The 23939-nt window shown below is 64.5% G+C and carries 22 protein-coding genes; 13 read left to right on the top strand and 9 right to left on the bottom strand.

What is annotated here, in order from left to right:
* The first annotated feature begins 6 nt into the window (after positions 1-6).
* Both ELS24_RS16305 and ELS24_RS16300 read left to right on the top strand, forming a co-directional pair.
* On the top strand, positions 7-315 hold the full coding sequence (locus tag ELS24_RS16305) for a DUF2160 domain-containing protein (RefSeq protein WP_050446973.1): 309 nt from the start codon (positions 7-9) through the stop codon (positions 313-315).
* Positions 316-447: 132 nt separating this feature from the next.
* Positions 448-2178 (top strand): ABC transporter substrate-binding protein, encoded by a 1731-nt coding sequence (locus ELS24_RS16300; RefSeq protein ID WP_050446972.1) that lies wholly within the window; start codon positions 448-450, stop codon positions 2176-2178.
* Positions 2179-2291: 113 nt separating this feature from the next.
* Here the strand turns inward: ELS24_RS16300 and ELS24_RS31320 are convergent, their stop codons facing one another.
* Positions 2292-2612 carry a hypothetical protein gene (locus ELS24_RS31320; RefSeq protein WP_240669321.1) on the bottom strand — a complete coding sequence of 107 codons (321 nt, stop codon included), beginning with the start codon at positions 2610-2612 and terminating at the stop codon, positions 2292-2294.
* A gap of 133 nt (positions 2613-2745) precedes the next feature.
* On the opposite strand from ELS24_RS31320, the gene ELS24_RS31315 reads away from it, so the two are divergent.
* A complete protein-coding gene (locus ELS24_RS31315) occupies positions 2746-3633 on the top strand; it encodes an alpha/beta hydrolase family protein (RefSeq protein ID WP_240669320.1) in 888 nt (295 codons plus the stop codon).
* Between the two features lie 509 nt (positions 3634-4142).
* On the opposite strand, the gene ELS24_RS16290 is transcribed toward ELS24_RS31315, so the two are convergent.
* The gene (locus ELS24_RS16290) at positions 4143-5045 is read right to left on the bottom strand and encodes an NAD(P)/FAD-dependent oxidoreductase (RefSeq protein WP_127184706.1); all 903 of its coding nucleotides are present in this window, start codon (positions 5043-5045) and stop codon (positions 4143-4145) included.
* Positions 5046-5282: 237 nt separating this feature from the next.
* Here ELS24_RS16290 and ELS24_RS16285 point away from each other — a divergent pair, with 237 nt between their 5' ends.
* Complete coding sequence (locus tag ELS24_RS16285) at positions 5283-6410, top strand: acyl-CoA dehydrogenase family protein (RefSeq protein ID WP_050446968.1); 1128 nt, start codon at positions 5283-5285, stop codon at positions 6408-6410.
* A 72-nt stretch (positions 6411-6482) separates the two neighbouring features.
* Here ELS24_RS16285 and ELS24_RS16280 read toward each other — a convergent pair whose 3' ends face one another.
* The 5 genes from ELS24_RS16280 to ELS24_RS16260 all read right to left on the bottom strand — a co-directional run bounded on the left by ELS24_RS16280 (position 6483) and on the right by ELS24_RS16260 (position 9026).
* Complete coding sequence (locus ELS24_RS16280; protein ID WP_127184705.1) at positions 6483-6863, bottom strand: DUF2784 domain-containing protein; 381 nt, start codon at positions 6861-6863, stop codon at positions 6483-6485.
* A 44-nt stretch (positions 6864-6907) separates the two neighbouring features.
* Positions 6908-7483, bottom strand: coding sequence for a restriction endonuclease (locus ELS24_RS16275; RefSeq protein WP_127184704.1), 576 nt, complete (start codon positions 7481-7483; stop codon positions 6908-6910).
* On the bottom strand, positions 7480-7707 hold the full coding sequence (locus ELS24_RS16270; RefSeq protein WP_050446965.1) for an RNA-binding S4 domain-containing protein: 228 nt from the start codon (positions 7705-7707) through the stop codon (positions 7480-7482). The genes ELS24_RS16275 and ELS24_RS16270 overlap by 4 nt, the downstream gene beginning before the upstream one ends.
* 33 nt (positions 7708-7740) lie before the next feature.
* A complete protein-coding gene (locus ELS24_RS16265; RefSeq protein ID WP_050446964.1) occupies positions 7741-8418 on the bottom strand; it encodes a DUF502 domain-containing protein in 678 nt (225 codons plus the stop codon).
* A 140-nt stretch (positions 8419-8558) separates the two neighbouring features.
* Complete coding sequence (locus tag ELS24_RS16260; protein ID WP_050446963.1) at positions 8559-9026, bottom strand: winged helix-turn-helix transcriptional regulator; 468 nt, start codon at positions 9024-9026, stop codon at positions 8559-8561.
* Positions 9027-9160: 134 nt separating this feature from the next.
* Here ELS24_RS16260 and ELS24_RS16255 point away from each other — a divergent pair, with 134 nt between their 5' ends.
* From ELS24_RS16255 to ELS24_RS16235, 5 genes are all read left to right on the top strand, one after another.
* Positions 9161-10462: a D-amino acid dehydrogenase gene (locus tag ELS24_RS16255; protein WP_050446962.1), complete on the top strand. Its 1302-nt coding sequence runs from the start codon at positions 9161-9163 to the stop codon at positions 10460-10462.
* A gap of 75 nt (positions 10463-10537) precedes the next feature.
* The gene (locus ELS24_RS16250; RefSeq protein WP_127184703.1) at positions 10538-11662 is read left to right on the top strand and encodes a metallophosphoesterase family protein; all 1125 of its coding nucleotides are present in this window, start codon (positions 10538-10540) and stop codon (positions 11660-11662) included.
* A complete protein-coding gene (locus ELS24_RS16245) occupies positions 11659-14286 on the top strand; it encodes an AAA family ATPase (protein WP_127184702.1) in 2628 nt (875 codons plus the stop codon). The genes ELS24_RS16250 and ELS24_RS16245 overlap by 4 nt, the downstream gene beginning before the upstream one ends.
* A 52-nt stretch (positions 14287-14338) precedes the next feature.
* A complete protein-coding gene (locus ELS24_RS16240; protein ID WP_127184701.1) occupies positions 14339-14569 on the top strand; it encodes a hypothetical protein in 231 nt (76 codons plus the stop codon).
* A 175-nt stretch (positions 14570-14744) separates the two neighbouring features.
* Positions 14745-15626, top strand: coding sequence for a DMT family transporter (locus tag ELS24_RS16235; RefSeq protein WP_127184700.1), 882 nt, complete (start codon positions 14745-14747; stop codon positions 15624-15626).
* On the opposite strand, the gene ELS24_RS16230 is transcribed toward ELS24_RS16235, so the two are convergent.
* The gene (locus tag ELS24_RS16230; RefSeq protein ID WP_240669319.1) at positions 15607-16620 is read right to left on the bottom strand and encodes a FapA family protein; all 1014 of its coding nucleotides are present in this window, start codon (positions 16618-16620) and stop codon (positions 15607-15609) included. The two genes, ELS24_RS16235 and ELS24_RS16230, sit on opposite strands and share 20 nt — an antisense overlap.
* Positions 16621-17027: 407 nt before the next feature.
* Positions 17028-18014 (bottom strand): Bug family tripartite tricarboxylate transporter substrate binding protein, encoded by a 987-nt coding sequence (locus ELS24_RS16225; protein WP_127184699.1) that lies wholly within the window; start codon positions 18012-18014, stop codon positions 17028-17030.
* Positions 18015-18570: 556 nt separating this feature from the next.
* Here ELS24_RS16225 and ELS24_RS16220 point away from each other — a divergent pair.
* From ELS24_RS16220 to ELS24_RS16205, 4 genes are read left to right on the top strand one after another with little or no spacing between them, the layout of a single operon-like run.
* Positions 18571-21486: a monovalent cation/H+ antiporter subunit A gene (locus ELS24_RS16220; RefSeq protein WP_127184698.1), complete on the top strand. Its 2916-nt coding sequence runs from the start codon at positions 18571-18573 to the stop codon at positions 21484-21486.
* On the top strand, positions 21486-21830 hold the full coding sequence (locus tag ELS24_RS16215; RefSeq protein WP_050446955.1) for a Na+/H+ antiporter subunit C: 345 nt from the start codon (positions 21486-21488) through the stop codon (positions 21828-21830). The genes ELS24_RS16220 and ELS24_RS16215 overlap by 1 nt, the downstream gene beginning before the upstream one ends.
* Positions 21827-23455 carry a monovalent cation/H+ antiporter subunit D gene (locus ELS24_RS16210; protein ID WP_050446954.1) on the top strand — a complete coding sequence of 543 codons (1629 nt, stop codon included), beginning with the start codon at positions 21827-21829 and terminating at the stop codon, positions 23453-23455. Before ELS24_RS16215 ends, ELS24_RS16210 begins: the two co-directional genes overlap by 4 nt.
* Complete coding sequence (locus ELS24_RS16205; RefSeq protein ID WP_050447018.1) at positions 23455-23937, top strand: Na+/H+ antiporter subunit E; 483 nt, start codon at positions 23455-23457, stop codon at positions 23935-23937. The genes ELS24_RS16210 and ELS24_RS16205 overlap by 1 nt, the downstream gene beginning before the upstream one ends.
* The last annotated feature ends 2 nt before the right edge of the window (positions 23938-23939 follow it).

Below are 23939 nucleotides of genomic sequence, written 5' to 3'. Positions count from 1 at the left end.
GCCGACATGTTCAGTTGGATGGTATGGACCACGCCGGTCGCCGTGTTTTTCACCTGCATCGTGCTGATGCTGATCGGCATGACCGTATGGGAATTGAAATCGCCCACGGTCGAACGCAAGGGCTTTCTGCCGCTGCGCACCACGCGCGGCGACAGGCTGTTTATTGGATTGATGGCCGCGGCCTGGGTCAACCTGGCGTTTCTGGGGTTTGGCGAAAAGGTGATGGAGTGGCTGTCACTGGACGAGCCGCCGTCGGTGTGGATCAGCTTCGTGGTGTCCATGCTGTTGCTGGCTTTCATCATGAAAAAAGGCTGAAGAAAGGGCTGAAGGGGCGCGTCGACCCCTGGCAGGTTGGGATGGATGGTTTTGAAGGACTGCGGCCCGCATCTTCCCCGGCCAGAGGTCCGCAGCAGAACAGAAGGGGAAGGGTATTCGAGGAGACAGGTCATGAAATTGCGCATGCACGCCATGGCGGCCGCTATCGCCCTGATCGGCACATCAGGGGCTTGGGCCGGCGAACCGGAGGCGAAGAAGTGGGTGGATTCCGAGTTCCAGCCTTCCACGCTGTCCAAGGACCAGCAGATGGCCGAGATGAAGTGGTTCATGGACGCCGCGGCCAAGCTGAAGGCCAAGGGCGTCAATGAAATCAACGTCGTGTCGGAAACCATCACCACGCACGAGTACGAATCCAAGACACTGGCCAAGGCGTTCAGTGAAATCACCGGCATCAAGGTCAACCACGACCTGATCCAGGAAGGCGACGTGGTCGAGAAACTGCAGACGTCCATGCAGTCGGGCAAGTCGATCTACGACGGCTGGATCTCGGACTCCGATCTGATCGGCACCCACTACCGTTACGGCGCCATTCTGCCGCTGTCGGACTACATGGCCGGCGCGGGCAAGGAATGGACCAACCCCGACCTGGACATCAAGGACTTCATCGGCACCAAATTCACCACCGCGCCCGACGGCAAGCTGTATCAATTGCCCGACCAGCAGTTTGCCAACGTCTACTGGTTCCGCGCGGATTGGTTCGCCCGGCAAGATCTTAAGGACAAGTTCAAAGCCAAGTACGGCTATGACCTGGGCGTGCCCACCAATTGGTCCGCCTACGAAGACATTGCCGACTTCTTCTCGAACGACGTCAAGGAAATCGACGGCAAGAAGGTCTATGGCCACATGGACTACGGCAAGAAAGACCCGTCGCTGGGCTGGCGCTTTACCGATGCGTGGCTGTCCATGGCCGGCGCGGCCGACAAGGGCCTGCCCAACGGCATGCCGGTGGATGAATGGGGCATCCGCGTGGCGGATGACAAGTGCACGCCGGTCGGTGCGTCGGTATCTCGCGGCGGGGCCACCAACAGCCCGGCCGCCGTCTATGCGCTGACGAAATACATCGACTGGATGAAGAAGTACGCGCCGCAGCAGGCCATGGGCATGACGTTTTCGGAGTCCGGCCCGGTGCCCGCCCAAGGGCAGATCGCCCAGCAGATCTTCTGGTACACGGCCTTCACCGCCGACATGACCAAGAAGGGCCTGCCGGTGGTGAACGACGACGGCACGCCGAAATGGCGCATGGCGCCGTCGCCCTACGGCCCGTACTGGAAGGACGGCATGCAGAACGGCTATCAGGACGTAGGTTCGTGGACGTTCTTCAAATCCACCAACCCCGACAAGATGGCCGCGGCCTGGCTGTATGCGCAGTTCGTCACGTCGAAGTCGGTATCGCTGAAAAAATCCATCACCGGCCTGACCTTCATCCGCGACAGCGACATCAACAGCGAGTTCTTCACCAAGAACGCCGCCAACTACGGCGGGCTGATCGAGTTCTACCGCAGCCCGGCCCGCGTGGCATGGACGCCCACCGGCAACAACGTGCCGGATTATCCGAAGCTGGCGCAGTTGTGGTGGAAGAACGTGGCCACGGCGGTTACCGGTGAAAAGACCCCGCAGGCCGCCATGGACAGCCTGGCCAATGAAATGGATCAGGTGATGGCGCGGCTGGAGCGGGCAGGCATGGCGCAATGCGCGCCCAAGCTGAACCCGAAGAGCAACCCCAGCAAGTGGCTGTCGGACCAGCACGCGCCGTGGAAGAAGCTGACCAACGAGAAGCCCAAGGGCGAAACCATTCCGTATGAGCAACTGCTGGCGGCTTGGAAGGAGGGCAAGGTTCGGTAAGGGGGCAATGCCATGGATAGCCGTAGCGCCGCCGCGTGGGCCGTGGCGCTACGGCATTCCCATCCATCCCGTTGTTTGATGCACGAGCGCATGGTTGCGTCGCGCCGTAGCCGCTACAAGACATGTTCGAATCCGGTATTGTCGATACCCCGCTGCACCGGTATGGGTGCGTGACCGGTATTGTCGATACCGTGCTGCGCAGGTATGGGTGTGCGGCTTGCCCCGTCGTCCTTTTCCTTGTTCCGTTCGACCATGACTTTTCTTTCCCTCTTGCGCGCGCGCTGCACGACCGCGTCCACCACTGCCGCCGCTGTTGTTTCCGTCCTTGCCCTAGGTCTTGCCGGCACCCTGACGCCGAGCGCCGCCCGGGCTGCCGGCTTCCAGCGCCTGACGATACCCGTGGACATGAACGGCCCGGCGCTCACGGGCGGCATCTGGACGCCTTGCAACGCCCCCGCCACGGAGATCAAACTGGGTCGCGCCACCATCCCTGGCGTCTTGAACTGCGCCGTGCCCGACGGTCGGCATCCCTTGATCGTGATGTCGCATGGGTCGGCCGGTTCATTCTTGAGCCATCACGACACCGCCGCGGCGCTGGCGGATGCGGGCTTCGTGGTGGTCGCCATCAACCACGTGGGCGACAACGCGCAGGACCGCTCGCGGCAGGGATACCTGTCAATCTTCTCGACGCGCCCGCGTGAGATACGGCGCGTAATCGACTACATGACGACCGCCTGGCCACAGCAAGCGCGCGTGGACGCCACCAAGATCGGCGCCTTCGGTTTTTCGCGCGGCGCGTATACCGCCTTGGTGTTGGCCGGCGCCAAGCCAGATTTTCAGGCGGGCTTGGAGGTTTGTCAGGAAGCGCCGACGCTTCCCATGTGCCGAGATATCGCATCCGGGAAAATTCCTCAGCAGCCCTATGTGCAAGATGCGCGCATCAAGGCGGTGGTCATTGCAGATCCGCTGAATGTTTTTCCAGGCAATGCGTTGCAAGCGGTGAAGATCCCCGTGCAGCTTTGGGCGTCGGCGCTGGGCGGAGACGGTGTAAGCCTGGCCGATGTGGAAGCGGTGGGGCTGGCGCTGGGTCGAAGGCAGGGTGAGGGCCAGGATCAGAGCCAGGATCAGAGCCGGGAGCAGACCCACGATCAGACCCAGGAGCAAAGCCAGGATAAGGATAAGGATAAGGATAAGGATCAGGATCAGGATCAGGATAAGGATAAGGATCAGGGCCAGGGCCACACTCCGGATTATCAGGTGGTGGCAGGCGCGGGCCACTTCGCGTTCCTGGCACCTTGCCCGCCCGACCAGGCACAAGCCGACATCTGCCAGGACGCGCCCGGCTTCGACCGCCGCCAATTCCATCAAGCCTGGAACGCCCGCATGGCGGCGTTCTTCAAGGCGCGCATCCGCGATACCGTGATCCCGCCGACACCGACGCCCGCCAACCGGTGACCCGGCCTCCTGCCCAAGATGCGTAGGATGGGTGTAGCGCGGCAATGCCTGCCCGCGAAAACCGGCGCCTGCCGCGCGCAACCCATCGGCAACGTCCGCGCGATGAGTTGCGCGCGATTCTCGGCAGGGTTCTTGCGCCACGCATCGCGCGCTACACCCATCCTACGAGCCGGGACCGGCGTGCCGTCCAATATGCGTAGGATGGGTGTAGCGCGGCACCGCCTGCCCGCGAAAACCGGCGCCTGCCGCGCGTAACCCATCGGCAACGTCCGCGCGATGGGTTGCGCGCGATCTTCGGCAGGGTTCTTGCGCCACGCATCGCGCGCTACACCCATCCTACGAGCCGGGCCGGCGTGCTGTCCAAGATGCGTAGGATGGGTGTAGCGCGGCACCGCCTGCCCGCGAAAACCGGCGCCTGCCGCGCGTAACCCATCGGCAACGTCCGCGCGATGGGTTGCGCGCGATCTTCGGCAGGGTTCTTGCGCCACGCATCGCGCGCTACACCCATACTACGAGCAATCCATCACCAGCGAACGATGCGCGCACACGCCCGCCATCACGCCGGACGCGCTGGCTAGCGTGGCGTTGCTCATGGGAATGGCGGCGTCGCCTGCGGCGAAGACGCCTTCGACGCTTGTCTGCCGCAGATCATCCACACGTATCAACGGACCCAGGGGGCCGTCGCTGAACGCGCAACCCAACTGCGCAGCCAGCGGGCTGGTCATGTGCGTCTTGCTGGCCACGAACAGCGCGTGGACTGCCATGCGCCGCCCGTCGGCCAGCTTGACAGCGTCCAGGCTAGGGGACGTGCCCATCAATTCAACGATAGGGCTGCGCTCGATACGCACGCCGCGCTTGGCCATCAAAGCGGCCTGTTCCTCATCCGGTTCAAATTCACCTTGTGTGAAGAACGTAGTGGGACCCCAGTCCGGCAGCAGCATGGCCTGGTGCGCCGACATCGGATGCGCCGCCATCACGCCCAGCGGGCTGCCGGCCACTTCATAGCCATGGCAGTAAGGGCAGTGCAAGACCGTCTTGCCCCAACGCTCGTTCAAGCCGGGCAGGGCGGGGAGTTCGTCGCGCAGCCCCGTGGCCAAAATCAGGCGCTTGCCTTGCACCTGCTGCCCGTCCGCCATCGTTACTGCAAAGCGGCCGATTGAACCACTGGCCGTTACGGCGTTGCCATCCAGGAATGTCACGGTGGGATAGTGGGCCAACTGCTCGCGGGCCTGCTGCACGATGTCCTGCGGCGTCTTGCCGTCCTGGCCAAGGAAGCCGTGCGAGTGGGCAGCGTAACGGTTGCGGGGCTGGCCGCCATCGATCAGCGCGATACGCCTTCTGGCACGCGCCAGTTGCATGGCGGCCGATAGGCCGGCAAAGCTGCCGCCCACAATGATCACGTCGTAATTCATGCGCAAACTCCTTTCCATGTCTCATCAAGATACTTAATAAGTTGCATGATAATTCGATCCTCGGTTTTCACGCAACACTAAAAGGTTCTTGAAGCGAACAACCTTCCCGCGCGCATGGGAACGACGGTGTATTCTCGATGCCGTGCCTCGTCCGTACCCCGCCAACGCGGCACGACAGAACAAGGCAAGCGGCGCCCATCCGGCGCCCGCCCGCCCGCGCAACCCAGGAGACAAAACATGCTGTTGACCGAAGAGCAACTCAGTATTCAAGAGATGGCGCGCCGTTTCGCCACGGAACGCCTGACGCCCAACGCCGAGCGCTGGGATCGTGACCACCACTATCCCGCCGACGCCATTCAAGAAATGGCGCAGTTGGGTTTCTTCGGCATGCTGGTGCCCGAGGAATGGGACGGCAACGACAGCGGTTACGTGTCGTACGCCGTGGCGCTGGAAGAAATCGCGGCCGGCAGCGGCGCGTGCTCCACCATCATGAGCGTGCATAATTCGGTGGCCTGCATGCCCATCCTGAAGTTCGGCAACGACGCGCAGAAAGAGCAATTCCTGCGGCCGCTCGCAAGCGGCGAGCACATCGGCGGCTTTGCCCTGACCGAGCCGCAAGCGGGTTCCGACGCCAGCAGTCTGCGCACCCGCGCCCGCCGCGACGGCGACGACTACGTCTTGAACGGCGCCAAGCAATTCATTACGTCGGGCAAGAGCGGCCAAACCGTGATCGTCTTCGCGGTCACCGACCCCGACGCCGGCAAGCGCGGCATCTCGGCCTTCATCGTGCCCACCGACACCCCGGGCTATCAAGTGCTGCGGGTCGAAGACAAGCTGGGTCAGCATGCTTCGGACACCTGCCAGATCGCGTTTGAAGACATGCGCATCCCCGCCGCCTACCGGCTGGGTGATGAAGGGCAGGGCTACAAGATTGCGTTGGCCAACCTGGAAGGCGGGCGCATCGGCATCGCGTCGCAATCGGTGGGCATGGCGCGGGCCGCCTTTGAATGCGCGCGCGACTACGCCCGCGACCGCCAGGCATTCGGCAAGCCCATCATGGAACATCAGGCCGTGGCGTTTCGCCTGGCCGACATGGCGACGCAGATCCACGCCGCGCGCCAGATGGTGCTGCATGCGGCCGCGCTGCGCGAAGCCGGCAAACCTGCGTTGATGGAAGCGTCCATGGCCAAGCTGTTTGCGTCGGAAATGGCCGAGAAAGTGTGTTCGGCCGCCATCCAGACCTTGGGCGGATACGGCTATCTGAAAGACTTTCCGGTTGAACGCATTTACCGCGACGTGCGCGTGTGTCAGATCTACGAAGGCACCAGCGACATCCAGCGGCTGGTGATCGCGCGCGGTCTGTAAGCTTGGGCGCTGGGCCTTGATGCGTGCTTTATCAGCCTGGCGCGATGGCTTGGCTTGTAGCGCGTGCCGGCGTTACGGCGCGGCGCGCCTGGCACGCCGGCGTCGGCGCACCCACAGGGCATACACCATGATATTGCCGATGATCAGCAGCGCGGCCAGCACCATCTGCGTGGTTCGGGTGATGCTATCGGGGTAGATGAGGCCCAGTAGATAGTGTTCGATAAAACCACCCGCATAGCCTTGCTGGCCCGCCTGTTGGCGCAGCGACACTTCCAGCGGCGTCAAGGGGCAGATCCAGCCCATGCCCACCACCACCGCGCCCCACACCAGCGCCGGCAGATGCCAGTAAGCGATGCGCGGCCGCCATAGCGCCAGCAGCCCGCCGAATACAACGAAGGCAACGAACAGCCCGTGCACGACAAGCACCAGATCGGCAAGGATGCGATAGGTCATCGAAAGATCCGGATCGAACAGAAAGGCGCGAAATGTCGGCCCGCTCAGACCTTCAGGTCGCGCAGCAACTTGGCCAGTTCCGGCGCCGTCATCAGCGACACGCCTTGCGCCTTCGCGTACTGCCAGGCGTTGTCGGAGACGTCGCCCAGGGCGATGTAGATGGCTTCGCGCGCGCCGCGTTTTTCACGCGCGGCTTGCAGTTCACGCAGCGGCTCCACCCCCACGCGCGCGGCTTTCCAGCGTTTGGCGCTGACGATCGCCACGTGGCCGTCTTTGCTCAAGGCGAAGTCGGCGCCGGGTGTCTGCAGGCGTTGGACCTCGCAGCCGTCGCGTTTGAAACCGGCTTCAACGGTATTGGCGAACTCGACCCACGTCATGGCCGCGGCGGCTTCGGCCACGGCCTGCACGCGCGTTTCCGACGGTGCCCGCAACTGCTTGTAGGCCGCCATGATGGCAATGACCGCGAACGGCACCGCCGCGAACACGCCCATCGCCGCATAGTCCAGCGGCAGCGCGGCGAAACCGCCGGCGCTAAGCAGCACGGCCACGCCCGCGCTCATCCACCAGGGCGAGCGCAGCAGCACGGCGAAGATGGAGTTCTTGGCCATCTTGAGTTTCATTGCGGGCCTCGCACAACGATGCGGATGTCGCCGCAAGTGACGATCTGGCCGTCGCGGATCTTCGCGGTCTTGCGCGTTTCGATGACGCCGCCCACGCTGACCTGGCCGTCGGCCACCATCATCTTGCCCGCGCCGCCACTGTCGCAGACGCCGGTGGCTTTCAGGAGCTGGTTGATTTCAATATAGGGGCTGCCTTCGGCAAGCGTGAATTCAATAATGGGCATGGATTGCGCGGAAAGGGATAGATGAAAAACCGGTCAGGCCGGGTCGCCGCCATTCGTGTTGGCGGGCGGCGGCGGCGGGGGCGCCACGGGCGTGTCCGGCACGGGCGGGGCCGTGGGGCGGCTGTTGTTCTCGGCGCGCGCCATCCAGGCGATCAGCGATGAGCGCATGGCTTCCTCGACCGACATCTGGATGGGCTGTACCCAGTCTTGCGGCACAAATACGGTGTAGCCGCCAATCATGTAGCCCATGGGCAGGTAGACGGCCACGCGATCGCCCTGTGTAAACCCTTCGGGCAGGCCTTCCAGGCTGCGCCGCGTCACCAGGCCCACCAGTTCGAGTTGCTGCCCCGGCAAGCGCAGGACAACGACCTGTTGCGCCGTGTTCTTGGAACTGGGCGAAAAATAGTCGGCAAAGCTCTTCAGCGACGAATAAATGCTCTTCACCACCGGCAGGTTGGTAAAGGGCATTTCCACCACGGTCAGGAACTTCTGCACGCGTTGCTTGGACACCAGATAGCCGATGGCCAAAATGCCCAGAATGCCCAGCGCCAGCCCCATGCCCGGCACGTAGAAGCCACCAATGAAGGGGCGCAGAAACGTCAGCGCCACGGCCTCCGTCCACGCCAGAAAGATGTAGAGCAGGTAGATGGTCAGGGCCAGCGGCAGCACGGTAATCAGGCCGCGGAAGAAGTATTTGTAAAGGCGAGTCATAGGTTGGGACTAAAGAATTGGGGTCGGACCAGAACTGGGCGGCACGGGTCGGAGGGCCGCCAGCATAGCAGCCGCGCACGCGCGCGCCCGTAACAATCCGCGTATCCGGTGGGGCGCTTGCCCCAAGGCCAGTGTGTCAATTACCGATCCACCGGCAGATACAGCGTTTCCTTGATTTCTTCCATGACGATGTAACTGCGGGATTCCGCCGACGCCGGCAAGCGCTTAAGAATTTCGCCCAACAGGCGCCGATATTCGTTCATTTCCGTCAGGCGGGCCTTCACGAGGTAATCGAAATCGCCAGACACCAGATGGCATTCCATCACTTCGGGCACGTACAGCAGCTCTTTCTTTACCTTGTCGAACACGTCGCCGGACTTCGCCGACAGCTTGATCTCTAGAAACACCAGCAGGTTCTTGCCCAAGGCCGCCGGATTGACGCGCGCATGGTAACCCGTGATGACGCCCTCGCGTTCCATCCGTTTGACCCGGTCCGAACAGGGGGTGGCCGACAGGCTGACCCGCTCGGCCAGATCGGTAACGGAAATGCGGCCTTCGCGCTGCAGGATTTCCAGGATTTTCAGGTCAATTCGGTCTAGGTCGCGCATTTCACTTTTGCCGATCGGAAAACAGGGGGCACCCCAGAAAAAGCGCTGCTAAAGCAAAATAATCAGTGCTTTTCACTGCGATTGGAGTCATAGACTACCGAAATAACTGAGTAAATCCAAATACGGAAAGAATCATGCATGTAATCGTCCTTGGCAGCGGCGTGATCGGCACCACGACCGCGTATTATCTCGCCCGTCAGGGAGCCCGCGTGACGGTCCTGGACCGCCAGCCCGCCGCCGCCCAGGAAACCAGCTACGCCAATGCCGGCCAGGTTTCGCCGGGCTATTCCACGCCCTGGGCCGCGCCCGGCATTCCGCTAAAAGCCATCAAATGGCTGTTCAAGAAGCATGCGCCCTTGGCGATACGCCTGGACGGTAGCCTGTACCAATTGAAGTGGATGGCCGCCATGCTGGCCAACTGTTCGGCCGACCGCTATTCGGTCAATAAAGAGCGCATGCTGCGCCTGGCCGAATACAGCCGCGATTGCCTGCGCGAACTGCGCACGTCCACGGGCATTCATTATGAAGAGCGTGCGCGGGGCACCTTGCAGCTGTTCCGCACCGACGCCCAATTGGAAGCCGCCCGGCGTGACATCGCGGTGCTGGAAGAAGTAGGCGTGCCCTACGAACTGCTGGACCGCAACCGCCTGGTCACGGCCGAACCCGCCCTGGCGCGCTCGATCCACAAGCTGGCCGGCGGCCTGCGCCTGCCCAACGACGAAACCGGCGACTGCCGCCTGTTCACGACACGGCTGGCCGAGATGGCCGCTGCCCTGGGCGTGGACTTCCGCTTCAACCAGACGGTCTCGGGCTTGAACACCGCAGGGGGCCAGATCACCGGCGTGCGCGTGGGCAACGAGGTCCTGACGGCCGACCGCTACGTGGCCGCCTTCGGCAGCTACTCGCGCGGTCTGCTCGAACCGCTGGGCCTGGACCTGCCGGTTTATCCGGTCAAGGGCTATTCGCTGACCATCCCCATGAAAGACGAGGCCGCCGCGCCTGTGTCCACCATCCTGGACGAAACCTACAAGATCGCGGTGACCCGGTTCGACGACCGCATCCGGGTGGGCGGCATGGCCGAACTGTCCGGTTTCGACCTGCGCTTGAAGGACGCGCGCCGCAAGACGCTGGAACTGGTCGTGAACGACCTGTTCCCCGGCAGCGGCCACGTGGCCCAGGCTGAATTCTGGACCGGCCTGCGCCCGATGACGCCGGACAGCACGCCCATCGTCGGGCCCACCCGTTACGGCAACCTGTTCCTGAACACCGGCCACGGCACGCTGGGTTGGACCATGGCTTGCGGCTCCGGCAAGCTGGTGGCCGACCAGGTGATGGGGCAGCGCCCCGCCATCCGCACCGACGGCCTGGGCATTTCGCGCTACGAGCGCGGCGCGGCATCGAGCCCGTCCTTGGTGTTGGACGGCAAGGGCGCTTGAACGGGCGCTGATACGGCGTGACGGATTCGGCACTCTGCTGCTTTCGCGGGTGCCGGCTTATGCCAAAATCGGCGCATGACTCATTTCCTGCATACCGCCGACTGGCAGATCGGCCGTCAATACGGCCAGTTTGAAACCGACGACGCCGCCATCCTGGCCGAGGCGCGCTTTGATGTGGTGGCGCGTATCGCGGCGCTTGCCGCCGAACGCCGCGTGGATGCCGTGCTGGTCGCAGGCGATGTCTTCGATACGCAAGGCGTGTCCGATCGCACTATCCGCCGGCTCTTCGCCGCCATGGCCGCCTATGCCGGCCCCTGGGTCATGATCGCCGGCAACCACGACGCCGCCTTGGCCGACAGCGTCTGGAGCCGCGCCGCGCAATTGGGCTGCATACCCGCCAACGTACACATGCCCACGCGCATCGGCGTGGTGGACTTGCCTGCCATAAACCTTGCCGTGCTGGCCGCGCCGCTGACCCAACGCCATACCTACGACGACGTGACCCAGTCCTTCGATACGCTGGACACCGAAGCCGGCCGCGTGCGCGTGGGCCTGGCCCATGGCAGCGTGGCGGGCCGTTTGCCGGACACCATCGACGCCACCAACCCCATCGCGCCCGACCGCGCCGCCCGTGCCCGCCTGGACTACCTGGCGCTGGGCGATTGGCACGGCTGCCTGTCCATTGACGCGCACACCTGGTACGCCGGCACGCCCGAACAAGATCGCTTTCGCGGCAACGAGCCCGGCTACGTGCTGGACGTGCAGATTGATGCGCCGGGGGCGGCGCCCGTGGTCGAACGCATCGCCGTCGGCAAGTACCGCTGGTCGGCGTGGACGGAAACCATCAGCCTGCCCACCGACGCGCAGGCCCTGGCCGAACGCCTGGCGGCCTTGCGCGCTGACGAGGTGCTGCGGCTGGACGTGCAAGGCCACGTCAATATGGAAACGTTTGATGTGCTGCAACGCGCGGTGGATCAGGCCGCCGCGCAGGTGCGTGCCTTGCTGCCCGACCTGTCCGGCCTACGGCTGGAGCCTGACCAGGCCGATTTGGCCGAACTGGGCGCCAGCGGCTACGTAGGCGAGGTGGCCGCGCAATTGCAGACCCTGCAGGACGAAGGCGAGCAGGCGGCGGTTGCCGCGGAAGCCTTGCGCCTGTTGCTGCGGTTCCAGCGTGAAAGCGCCATGGGGGCCGCCAAATGAAGCTGTCAAGAATCGCCCTTGAAGAGTTCCGGAAATTTCGCCAACCCTTGGTGCTGGACGGCCTTCAAGAAGGCTTGAACCTGTTCGTGGGCGCGAACGAGGCCGGAAAGAGCACGGTTGCCGCCGCCATACGCGCGGCCTTTCTGGAACGCTACAGCACCAGCAAGGTCGCGGACTTAGCGCCGCATGGCGAGTCCGGCGCGCGGCCCAGCGTGGAGCTGTCGTTCGCGCATGCCGGCCATGCGTATGTGCTGAAAAAGCAATTCCTGTCGCGCGCCCGTTGTGAATTGCTGATCGACGGCGGCGCGCAGCGCCTGGATGGCGAAGAAGCCGAAAACGCGTTGGCCGCCTTGCTGGGGTTTGAACTGCCGGGCCGCGGGCAAAGCAAGCCGGACCTGGCCGGCATCCCCGGCCTGTTGTGGATTCAGCAAGGCGACGGCCACAACCTGCAAGCGGCGGCGGCCTACGCCAGCACGCATTTGCGCGATGCCTTGACGCAGTTGTCCGGCGAGCTGGCTTCAAGTGATGGCGATCGCCTGTTTGAGCGCGTGTCCGCCGAGCGCGCCGCCTTGCTGGATGCGCGCAACGGACGCCCCAAGGGCATCTATAAAGACGCCGAAGACGCCCTGGCGCGCGCCACCACCGAACGCGACGACTGCGCGCGGGCCATGGCGCAGTTGAATGCCGATGTGGACCGCCTGGCCGAACTGCGTCGCGAGCATGAACGCGCCCAGGCCAACGAACCCTGGAAAGACTTCGAGGCCAAGGCTGCCGACGCGCGCGCGCGGCTGGCGGCGGTGGCGAAACAACGCGAGGCGCTTGACGGTCTGCGGCGCGAACAGGTCCAGGCCGCGCAAACCTTGGCCTTGCTGCAAGACCAGGTGGGGCGCGATCAGCAAGACGACGCCGATTACCAGGCGCTGGTCAAGGAAGCGCAGGGCGCGCGTGCCCGGGTGGATGCGGCGCAGGCACCCCTGGCCCGCGCGCAGCAGCAACAGCAGGCGCACGCCGCCGCGGTCGACGCGGCCCGCTTGCGGGTAGCCGCCGTACAGGCCGTGACTGACCGCCGCGACCTTGAACGCCAACTTGTCCAGTTGAACGCCGAAGTTGAACGGCTGGACGACGCGCTCAAGGCCGCCACCGCGCTGATCGAACAGGGATCCACGCTGAAGACTGAAGCGCTGCGCATTGAAATCGCCGATGGCGACATCGACGCGCTGCGCAAGACCGAACGCGAACTGGCCAACCTGCAATTGCAACAGCAAGCCGTTGCCACGCGTCTGTCTTACCAACTTGAACCAGGGCATCAGGCAATGCTTGACGGCCGGGCACTGAGCGGCGCCGATCAGGTATTGCTGACGTCTGCCGCCAACCTGGAACTGCCCGGCGTGGGCCGGTTCCGGATTGAGCCGGGCGGTCAGGATTTGCCCGCGCTGCAGCGCGAACTTGGCGGTTTGCAGTCGGCGTGGGAGGCTTTACTGGAGCGCTTGGGCGTGGCCACGCTGGCTGACGCCGAGCAGCGCCATGCGCGCTATACGGCATTGCAGCGCGAGCTTGACGGCATGCGCAAGACGCTGGCCATTCATGCGCCCAAGGGGGTGGATGTGCTGCGCGGGCAGCGCGACGAGGCCCTGGCTCGCCGCGTGCCGTTGCAAGAACGGCTGACCAAGCTGCCGGCCGTGGCGTCGGCGGACGTAGATGATTTGCCGGCGGCCACCCAGGCCTTGCGCGAAGCCACTGCGGTTGCCACACAGGCCGAGGCCGCGCTGGCTGCCGCCCAACGTGCGCTGGACGCGGACCTGGCACGCGCGCAACTGCTGGAAGGGCAGGCGGCCGCACGCGCCGCTGACATGCAGTCCGCCGAACGCGCCGCCCAGCGGCAGGCTCGGGCAGGGCGCCTGGCCGAAGTGCGCAGCGCGCACGACGACCTGGACCGCCGGGTGCGCGAGGCGCAAGCCGCGCTGGCGGAATACCGGCCCGAACTGGCCGAGCAAGATGTCCAGCGCTATGAAAAATCGGCGGCTATCGAGCGTGAGGCGCAACACAAGCGTCACGGCGACATCCTTCAATTGCAGGGAAAGCTGGATCAGGCCGGGGCGCAGGGCTTGGGCGAACGCCTGTCAGAAGCCACGGCAGCGTGCGAACGGCTGGCACGCCGCCGTGATGAATTGTCGCGTCGTGCGGCCGCGCTGGATCTGCTGCAAAAACTGCTGACGGATAAACGCGCCGCCGCCACGCAACGGCTGCAGGCGCCGCTGGCTCGCCGCTTGAACCACTACCTGGCATTGCTGTTTCCCGACGCCGCACTGCGGCTGGACGACGCCTTGCTGCCCACGGCGCTGCGCCGCGCCGAGGGCGAAGACTTGCTGGACGCGCTCAGTTTCGGCACGCGCGAGCAACTCGGAATCCTGGCCCGGTTTGCGTATGCGGATCTGCTGCAAGAGGCCGGGCGGCCCACCTTGCTGTTGCTGGACGACGCACTGGTACACACCGATGACGCCCGTCGCGACTTCATGAAGCGCGCCTTGTTCGACGCGGCAACCCGCCACCAGATCCTGATGTTCACCTGCCATGGCGAGGCCTGGCGCGACATGGGTGTGGAACAGCGGCGCATCGGCGCTTAAGGTTCTTGACGGGAAAAGGGGCGGTCGGTAGTCTTTGCGGATGCTCGATTTCATGCCCCTCTCCAGCTTTGCCATTGCCGCCGCCCCGGCCGCGCGTGGCGTGCGCCTGGCTTGGGCGCAAATGACGGGCAGCGCGCTTCACCCTGCGTTTTCCGCTGGCATTTGTTCCGCCATATCTCCCGTCGTTTCTCCTGTCTTCTCTGCGGTGATGTCGCCGCCCGTCTCGCCGCCCGTCGGCGGGGTCCGTGGCGCGAATCCGCCCGCCGTGGTCGTGATCGGCTGATCGCCGACCCACCATTCCCGGCTCCAACTCCCGTTCATAGATAGTCCCTTGACGCGCGACAGGCGTGCGCCAAGTTGCGTATGCGCTTGTCGCGGCTGATTCCGCGAGCGGCCGTCGGCTGTCGACTATCGGCTATCGGTCTGGAGCCTGTGCTTACCCTGACAGGTGAAATCTCATGTTTTCGAATCGCATCTCGTGGGCCGCTTACGGGTCTACAACCTTGTTCGTGCTGCTGTGGAGCGCCGGCGCAATCTTCGCCAAATGGGGGCTGTCGCAAGCGTCGGCCTTTGGCTTTCTGCTGCTGCGTTTCCTCCTGGCGTTGTCGGTGCTCTTGCTGATTTGCATCCACCGCAAACGCTGGCTGCCCGCGCCGGGCACGCGCGTGATGGTCGCGGCAGCCGGCCTGTTGCTGATCGGCGTCTATTCCATCTGCTACCTGCTTGCCCTGGACCACGGCATTACGCCGGGCGTGTTGGCCACCTTGCTGGGAGCGCAGCCCATCCTGACCTTGGCTTTAATGGAACGGCGCTATGACCCCGCCCGTATTGCCGGGCTGTTGCTGGCATTGGCGGGTCTGGTCATGGTGATGTATCAAAGCATCGGCATGGCGCGCTTCTCAGTAGCCGGCATGGCCTTCGCGTTTGCGGCGCTGGCCAGCATGACGGCGGGCGCTATTCTGCAAAAGCGCGTCACGCAGGCGCCGTTGGATGTCATGCCCTTGCAGTACGCGGTAAGCCTGGCGCTGTGCCTGCTGTTGGCGCCGTTCCAGCCAATCGCAGCGCAATGGAACATCGGCCTGATACTGCCCTTGGTCTGGATGGGGCTGGTGATTTCCATCGGCGCCACGCTGCTGTTCTACCGCATGATCCAGGCCGGCAACCTGGTCAACGTCACCAGCCTGTTCTATCTGGTGCCGGCTGGCACCGCAGCCCTGGATTATCTGGTGCTGGGCAACCGCCTGTCCGCGCTAAGCCTGGCCGGCATGGGGGCGATTTTGCTGGGCTTGATGCTGGTGCTGCGGCATCAAGCCCCCGCGGTTACGCCAAGGCAGGGCTGACCGGCTGGGTCCTAGCCTGGCGGGCGCTGCCCGCTTTGGCAGTGCTGCCTGCAATGTCGTTGCTGTCTGCGTCTACGTTGCCGTCAGCATCAACGTCGCCGTCAGCATCAACGTCGCCGTCGGCCACGGTGCTGGGGCCAGCCCAGTGCCCGCTGACCAACTGGGCAGGCCGCGATCGCGCAACGACGCGGGCGCAAACGGACCACGCGTCCAACCTGACACTCAGGCCGGCGTACACACCATGGCCGTCGCCGGCCTGGATCACGCCGTCCGCTTTCAGGCCTTCCCCGGCGCGAATCGAGCCGTCGGCGCGGATGTCGCCCCCGGCGATCATGCCCCAGCCCGAAGCCAGGTGGTCGCCGCATTGAATCGCGCCACCCGCCTGAATGCCGGAGGCCGCGCTGATGGCATGGTCGGCGCGCACATCGCCGCCCGCCTTGATGCCTTGGCCGCATTGGATGGCGCCTTGCGCCTGCACGTCCTGGCCTGCATGCAAGTGGCCGGTGACGGCGAGGTCCTGGCCCGCGCAGATGTCCCACTTGGCGCGCACGTTGCCGCGGCACTCCACGCGCGAGGCGGATTCGATGCCCCAGTCCGCGCTGATGTCGCCGCCCGCGTGGATCTCGCCGCCGCTTGCGATGTTGGCGGCGGCCGTGATGTTTTCGCCCGCCATGATGGTTTCTCCGGCGCGGATGCCGCCGCCCGTGATGATGCTGCGCCCGGCGCGCACCACCGTGTCCACATTGATGCCCATGCGAATTTCCAGCGTGCCCGCGAAGACGATGGCGTGGGCGTCAAGCGAGTCCAGCCTGAGCACCGCGTCGGTCGGGCCAAACTGATCCAGCAGCCAGTTGGCGTCGCCGACGCGACCGTCGGCGACCAGGGCATCAAGCACGGCTTGGTAGTCCCCCTGACCGTTGTGATCGCGAATGAACCATTTGTAGCCGCCCGCGCAGGGGTTCTTGGCTTTGACGAATTTCTTGGTAAGTTGCATGGCGCTGGAATGAAGATCAATGCGTGGCCGGGCCGCCGGCCATCGGGCAAGCGACAAAGATTCAAAAGGAGTATTGACGGACGCACCCAGCCACGCGGCAGGGCGTTCGCCGGCCAGGCGCGGCGGGCAAGCACGGGATGTGCTCAGCCCGCCGGCAGCAGGCCGGAATCAGGAATTGGGAAGGTGGGAAAGCCGGGCGATCAGCCGGGCTTGGAGCGCGCGTAAGCGCAACGCGCGGCGACTTCCTGCGAGCTCAACAAGGTCGAGCGCAGGGCGCAGAGAACGCAAGCAGCGGGGAGGAGGGGAGAAAAATGGGATTGCACGGGGGCAGATGCTAACACCCGGGCATCGCTAGTCAAGTCGGCAAGCTGTCCCCGGTTCGGGGACAGCCGCGCGCGTTGACGCGATCAGTTCGTCGACACGATGTTGCGTTCCTTGGCAATGCGCTGGCGCAGCTCCAGTTCGCGCTTGATCTGTTCGGCGTACTGAGCGGGCGTGTTGCCGTCCACCAGCGAGCCGCCGTCGGCCAGGCGCTGCACCGTCTTGGGGTCTTTCAGCGCCTTGACGGCCGCATCATGCACGCGATCGATCACGGCTTGCGGGGTGCCGGCCGGCGCCACCAGCCCGTACCAGGCCATGTTGTCCATTTCCGGCAAGCCCGCTTCCGTGAACGTCGGTACATCCGGCAGGCTGGGCAGGCGCTTGGGGGCGGCCACGGCCAGGGCGCGCAGCTTGCCAGCTTGAATATGCGGCATGGACGACGGCAGGTTGTCGAACTGCGCGTTCACCTGACCCGCGATCACATCATTCAAAGCCGGGCCCGAGCCGCGATACGGCACGTGCACCATATCGGTCTGGGTCAGGGACTTGAAAAGCTCGCCGTCCAGGTGGCCGATGCCGCCCGCGCCGGACGAGGCATAGGCGTACTTGCCCGGGTTTGCCTTCAGCAAGGCGATGAATTCCGCCAGGTTCTTGGCCGGCACCGACGGGTTCACCGTCAACACGTTCGGCACGTTCACCAGGTTGGTGATGGGCGCGAAGTCCTTGAGCGGGTTGTAGGGGTTCTTGGGGTTGGTCGCCGGGTTGGTGGCCATGGTGCTGACGGTGGCCACGCCCAACGTGTAACCGTCGGGGGTGGAACGCACCACCGCGTCGGCGCCGATGGACCCGCCGCCGCCGCCCCGGTTTTCCACCACCACGGCTTGCCCGAGCTCGCGGCCCAGGCCATCGGACACGATGCGGGCCACGATGTCGGTGGTGCCGCCGGCGGCAAAAGGAACAATCAGGCGGATGGGTTTGTTCGGGTAGGGGTCGGCGGCCTGCGCCGCGGAACTAAAGCAGACGCCTGCGATGGCGGCGGCCAGAATGGCCTTGGCATGTGACAGCACGGTCAAGAGTCTTCTCCATATAGTTGTTCCGAGCCGGCCGGCTTCTTGGGCCGGCGTCGGTAAAGCGTGCCTTGCCGGGGTACGAGCTTGGTCACGGCTTCGTGGGCGCAATTCCACACAGGAATCCCCCTACGGTCAACTCAGGATTTCTCCTCGCTAGTCAGGCATATATTTTTCGGGTGGCTGGGTGTTGTACGAAATTGACGTCAGATAACCAAAAAAGTCATGTCTGACAACAACATGAATACGTTGGGATCGCCTTTCAATGCGCAATCATTGCGCAGTCATCTTGCCGTCATTAGCCGGTTACGTGCATAAATTGCTGCATAACTTACAAGAATCTGATATTTTTCGGATGAGATTCTTGGCCGGTCTTGCAAGACAGCTATTGCGTTTGTTTCAATCTGCGGCGTTCAATGGGGCGGTAGTTACGTCCCCGCGGGGCAACGTGTAGTGCAGCGACGCACCGGGCCAGGGTTCCGTCCGTCATTCAATCCCCGGTCTGTTTCGTCTTTCGCTGCCATGTGCTGGCGGGAGGGGGCCCGGACATTCTCGGAACGCCATGTCGCTGATCCTGATCCTCGCTCTGCCGTTTGCCGGCAGCCTGTGCGCCGCGCTGCTGCCTTCCAACGCTCGCAATGCCGAGGCGTGGTTGGCAGGCATCATCGCCCTGGTCTGTGTGGTTCTGATCGCCAGCCTGTACCCGGAAGTCGCCAACGGCGGCGTGATCCGGGCCGATATGCCCTGGGCGCCCGCCCTGGGCCTGCAATTCACCCTGCGAATGGACGGCTACGCCTGGCTGTTCGCGCTGATTGTGTCCGGCATGGGCGCGCTAGTGGTGCTGTACGCCCGCTACTACATGTCGCCCGAAGACCCGGTCCCACGTTTCTTTTCGTTTTTCCTGGCCTTCATGGCCGCCATGCTGGGCGTGGTGCTGTCGGGCAACCTGATCCAACTGGTCATGTTCTGGGAAATGACCAGCTTGGCGTCGTTCATGCTGATTGCCTATTGGCATCACCGTCTGGATGCCCGCCGCGGCGCGCGCATGGCGCTGACGGTGACTGGCGCGGGCGGACTCTGCCTGTTGGCCGGCGTGCTCATTCTGGGCCACATCGTGGGCAGTTACGACATGGACCGCGTGCTGGCGGCCGGCGACTTGGTGCGTGCCGACCCCTGGTATCCCGCCGTATTGATCCTGGTGGCGCTGGGCGCGCTGACCAAGAGCGCCCAGTTTCCGTTTCATTTCTGGCTACCCAACGCGATGGCCGCGCCCACACCGGTGTCCGCCTACCTGCATTCGGCCACCATGGTGAAGGCCGGCGTGTTCCTGCTAGCGCGATTTTGGCCGGTGCTGGCGGGCACGGACCAATGGTTCTGGGTGATCGGTGGGGCAGGGCTGATCACGCTGGTGCTGGGCGCCTATGCCGCCATCTTCCAGCAGGACATGAAAGGCGTGCTGGCGTATTCCACCATCAGCCATCTGGGCCTGATCACGCTGCTGCTGGGCCTGAACAGCGAACTGGCCCTGGTGGCGGCCATCTTCCACATGATCAACCACGCCACATTCAAGGCCTCGTTGTTCATGGCGGCGGGGGTGGTCGACCACGAAACCGGCACCCGCGACCTGAGCCGCTTGTCCGGGCTATATAAAGCCATGCCGATCACCGCCACGCTGGCCATGGTGGCGGCGGCGTCAATGGCGGGCGTGCCGCTGTTGAACGGATTTTTGTCCAAGGAAATGTTCTTCGCCGAGACCACCTTCGTCAGCGGCGACCGCTATACGCAGATTGGCTTGCCGCTGTTGGCGACGATAGCCGGCGCGTTCAGCGTGGCGTATTCCTTGCGTTTCATCCTGCAGGTGTTCTTCGGTCCGCCGGCCACCGACCTGCCGCGCGCGCCACATGAGCCGCCGCGCTGGATGTTGTTCCCCAGCGCCTTGCTGGTGTTGATGTGCCTGCTGGTGGGTGTCGCGCCCGGCCTGACGGTCGGCCCCTTCCTGGCGACCGCCGCGCAAAGCATCCTGGGCGACAACATGCCCGAATACAGCCTGGCCGTCTGGCATGGCGTGAACCTGCCCTTGGTGATGAGCATGGTGGCCACCACCGCGGGCGTGCTGCTCTACCTGGTTCTGCGCGCCCACCAGCGCGCCAACCCGGGCCGCGTTCCCTTCATCTACCGTCTGGACGGCCGGCGCACGTTTGAAGCCCTGCTGGACGGCTCCAGCGTGGCGGCGGCATGGTTGCTGCGTTGGGTGGCGTCGTCGCGGCTGCAGGTGCAGATGCTGCTGATTGTGCTGGGCACCTTGTTCGTGGCCTGGCTGCCCTTGCGTGCCGGCGGCTGGCTGGAGGGCACGGGCCGCATGACGCCGCTGGACCCGGCCTTTGCCCTGCTGTGGCTGGTGGGCGGCGTTTGCGCGGTGGCCGCGGCCTATCAAGCCAAATATCACCGTTTGGCGTCCTTGGCGCTGGCTGGCGGCGCCGGGCTGATCACCTGCCTGACATTCGTGTGGTTTTCCGCGCCTGACCTGGCGTTGACCCAGTTGTCCGTGGAAGTCGTCACCGTGGTGCTGTTGCTGCTGGGCTTGCGCTGGTTGCCGCGCCGTATCGAACAGGACGACGAAGAAACACTCAAAGAGACGCTGCTGGCCCGTGGCCGGCGCTTTCGCGACCTGTTGATGGCCACGGCTGCCGGCACCGGCATGGCGGCGTTGGCCTATGCCGTGTTGATGCGCCCGCAAGGCGACACGATTTCATCCTATTTCGTCGACCGCGCGCTGCCTGACGGTGGCGGCACCAACGTCGTGAACGTCATCCTGGTGGACTTCCGCGGCTTCGATACCTTTGGTGAAATCACCGTGCTGGGCATTGTGGCGCTGACCGTCTACGCGCTGCTGCGCCGCTTCCGTCCCGCCGCTGAAAGCATCGACCTGCCGCGCCAGCAACAAGAGCAGGACGGCGGCGTGCCGGCCGCGCCCGACATCAAGGCGCTGTTGCCCAGCGGTTCGATGATGGTGCCAACGGTGCTGGTGCGCCTGATGCTGCCCACCGCCGCGCTGATTTCGGTGTACTTCCTGCTGCGCGGCCACAACCAGCCGGGCGGTGGTTTCGTGGGTGGCCTTATTTTTGCCACCGCCGTCATCCTGCAGTACATGGTGGGCGGCGTGTATTGGGTCGAGTCGCGCAGCCGCTTGAACCCGCAGAACTGGATCGGCATCGGGCTGCTTGCGGCGGGCATTGCCGCCGTCTCCGCATGGCTCGCCTACAAGCCCCTGCTGGCGGCGTTGGCCTGGGACGTGGCGCTGCCGCTGATCGGCCATGTGCACTTGTCCAGCGTGCTGCTGTTCGACCTGGGCGTGTACATGCTGGTCGTGGGGGCCACCGTGCTGGTGCTGGTGGCGCTGGCTCACCAATCGCTGCGCGCACAACGCAAGGCCGCCGCCGAGATACAGGCGGCCACCGTACAAACAGGGGAAGCCTGATGGAATTGATTTATGCCGTCGCGATTGGCGTGCTGGCGGGCTCTGGCGTCTGGCTGCTGCTGCGGCCCCGCACCTTCCAATTCATCATGGGCCTGTCGCTGGTTTCCTACGCGGTCAACCTCTTCATCTTCGGCATGGGCCGGCTGACGTCGGGCCGTCCGCCGGTGATCGATCCGGACATGGCGCACGATCCGTCCTGGTACGCCGACCCGTTGCCGCAGGCGCTGGTGCTGACGGCCATTGTGATCGGCTTCGCCACTACCGCGTTGTTCCTGGTGGTGCTGCTGGCCTCGCGCGGGCTGACGGGTACCGACCACGTTGATGGACGGGAGTCCCAATCTTGAATTTTTGGCTGCAACACCTTCCTGTATTGCCCATCATCGTGCCGCTGTTCGCGGGCGCGGCGATGCTGCTGCTGGCCGACACCAGCCGTTATGCACGCGGCACCATTTCCGTCATCGCCACGCTGGGCCAACTGGCTGCCGCCATCGCCTTGCTGGTGGTGGCCGGTGGCGGCGTGCCCGGCGTCTGGCCCCAGGGCGTGGGCGTGTATCTGGTCGGCGACTGGCCCGCGCCGTTTGGCATTGTGCTGGTCGTGGACCGCTTGGCCGCCGTCATGCTGACCTTGACCGCCGTGCTGGGCCTGGCCACGCTGACCTATGCGCTGGCCCGCTGGGACCGCGCCGGCGTGCACTTCCATTCGCTGTTCCAGTTCCTGCTGATGGGCCTGAACGGCGCGTTCCTGACCGGTGACCTGTTCAACCTGTTCGTATTTTTTGAAGTGCTGCTGGCCGCGTCCTACGGCTTGCTGCTGCATGGCTCGGGCGTGGCGCGCGTCAGCGCGGGCCTGCAGTACATCGCGGTCAACCTGATCGCATCGTTCCTGCTGTTGATCAGCATTGCACTGATCTACGGCGTGACCGGCACCCTGAACATGGCCGACCTGGCTCTGCGCGCGGGACACCTGACCGGCGCTGAACGCATGCTGTTCGAAGCCGGCGCGGCCATTCTGGGGGTGGCGTTCCTGGTGAAGGCGGGCGCCTGGCCCCTGAATTTCTGGCTGGTCAAGGGCTATGGATCGGCCAGCGCGCCCATCGCGGCCATGTTTTCCATCATGACCAAGGTGGGCATCTATGGCTTGTTGCGCATTGGCTCGCTGCTGCTGCCCACCGGCGCGCCGGCAGCCTTCAGCCTGGACTGGATGTTCGCGGCAGGCTTGGCCACGCTGCTGTTCGGCGCCTTCGGGCTCTTGGCCACGCAGCAGTTGGAGAAGATTGTTGGCTACTGCGTGATCGTGTCGGCCGGCACCTTGTTGACGGCGCTGGGCATGCCCGGCGTGACGCTTACCGGCCCCGCGTTGTTCTATCTGATCAGCTCGGTGCTGACGACCGGCGCGTTCTTCCTGCTGGCCGAATTGATCGAACGCACCCGCAGCTTCGGCGCCAACGTGCTGGCCGTGACGCTGGACGCTTTTGACCTGGATGATCCGGCGTCGGTGAACCGGTCTGACGACGTGGTTGGCGTGGCCATTCCCGCCGCCATGGCTTTCCTGGGGCTGGCTTTCATTTCCTGCGCGTTACTGGTCACCGGCTTGCCGCCGCTGTCGGGTTTCGTGGCCAAGTTTTCGCTGCTGTCGGCCGCTGTCTCGGCGGCCACCGAATCCGCGCCACCCATGGATGCCTGGATTCTGGTTGCCGCCGTGCTGGTCTCCGGCCTGGCTGGCCTGATCGGGTTGAGCCGTACCGGCATCCGCGTATTCTGGGCCAGCGACGACCGCAGCACGCCACGCCTGCGCGTGATCGAGGCGGGTCCGGTTGCGGTGTTGCTGCTGTTGTGTGTGGGCCTGGCGGCGGGGGCAGGGCCGGTATCGGCCTATCTGGACGACGCGGCGCGTTCGCTGGATCAGCCTAAGTCCTATATTGATGCCGTCATGTCTGCGCAGCCGGTACGTGGCGCCAAGGGGGGATGATGCGTCGTCTTTACTTCCTGTTGCTGCCGGTGTTCCTGTTTGTCTTGTGGCTGGTGCTGAACGAAAGCCTGTCGGCCGGCCAGATTGCGCTGGGCGCGGTGTTGGCGCTGTGGTTTACGTGGGCGGCATCCCGCTTGCGCCCGCTGCACGCGCGGCCACGTCATCTGTGGAAAGCGGTGCCGCTTTTCCTGCATGTCTCGCTGGACATCTTCAGGTCCAACATCGCGGTGGCCAAGCTGATCCTGAACCCCCGGCGCAATGATTTTTCGCCCGGCTTCATCCAAATACCGTTGACCATGCGCGACCCCCACGGCCTGGCCATGTTGGCCTGCATCGTCACGTACACGCCCGGCACCGTCTGGGTGGATCTGACGCCGGACCACAGCCTGAAGCTGCACGTGCTTGATCTCCAGAATGAACAACACTGGGTCGATCTGGTGCAGCAGCGCTACGAGCGCCCCTTGATGGAGATGTTCGAATGACA

The organism is Achromobacter spanius, from assembly GCF_003994415.1.
GTDB classification, from domain to species: Bacteria; Pseudomonadota; Gammaproteobacteria; order Burkholderiales; family Burkholderiaceae_B; genus Achromobacter; species Achromobacter spanius_C.
Note: the sequence above shows the minus strand (reverse complement) of the source record. Positions and strands in the feature narration are given on the sequence as shown.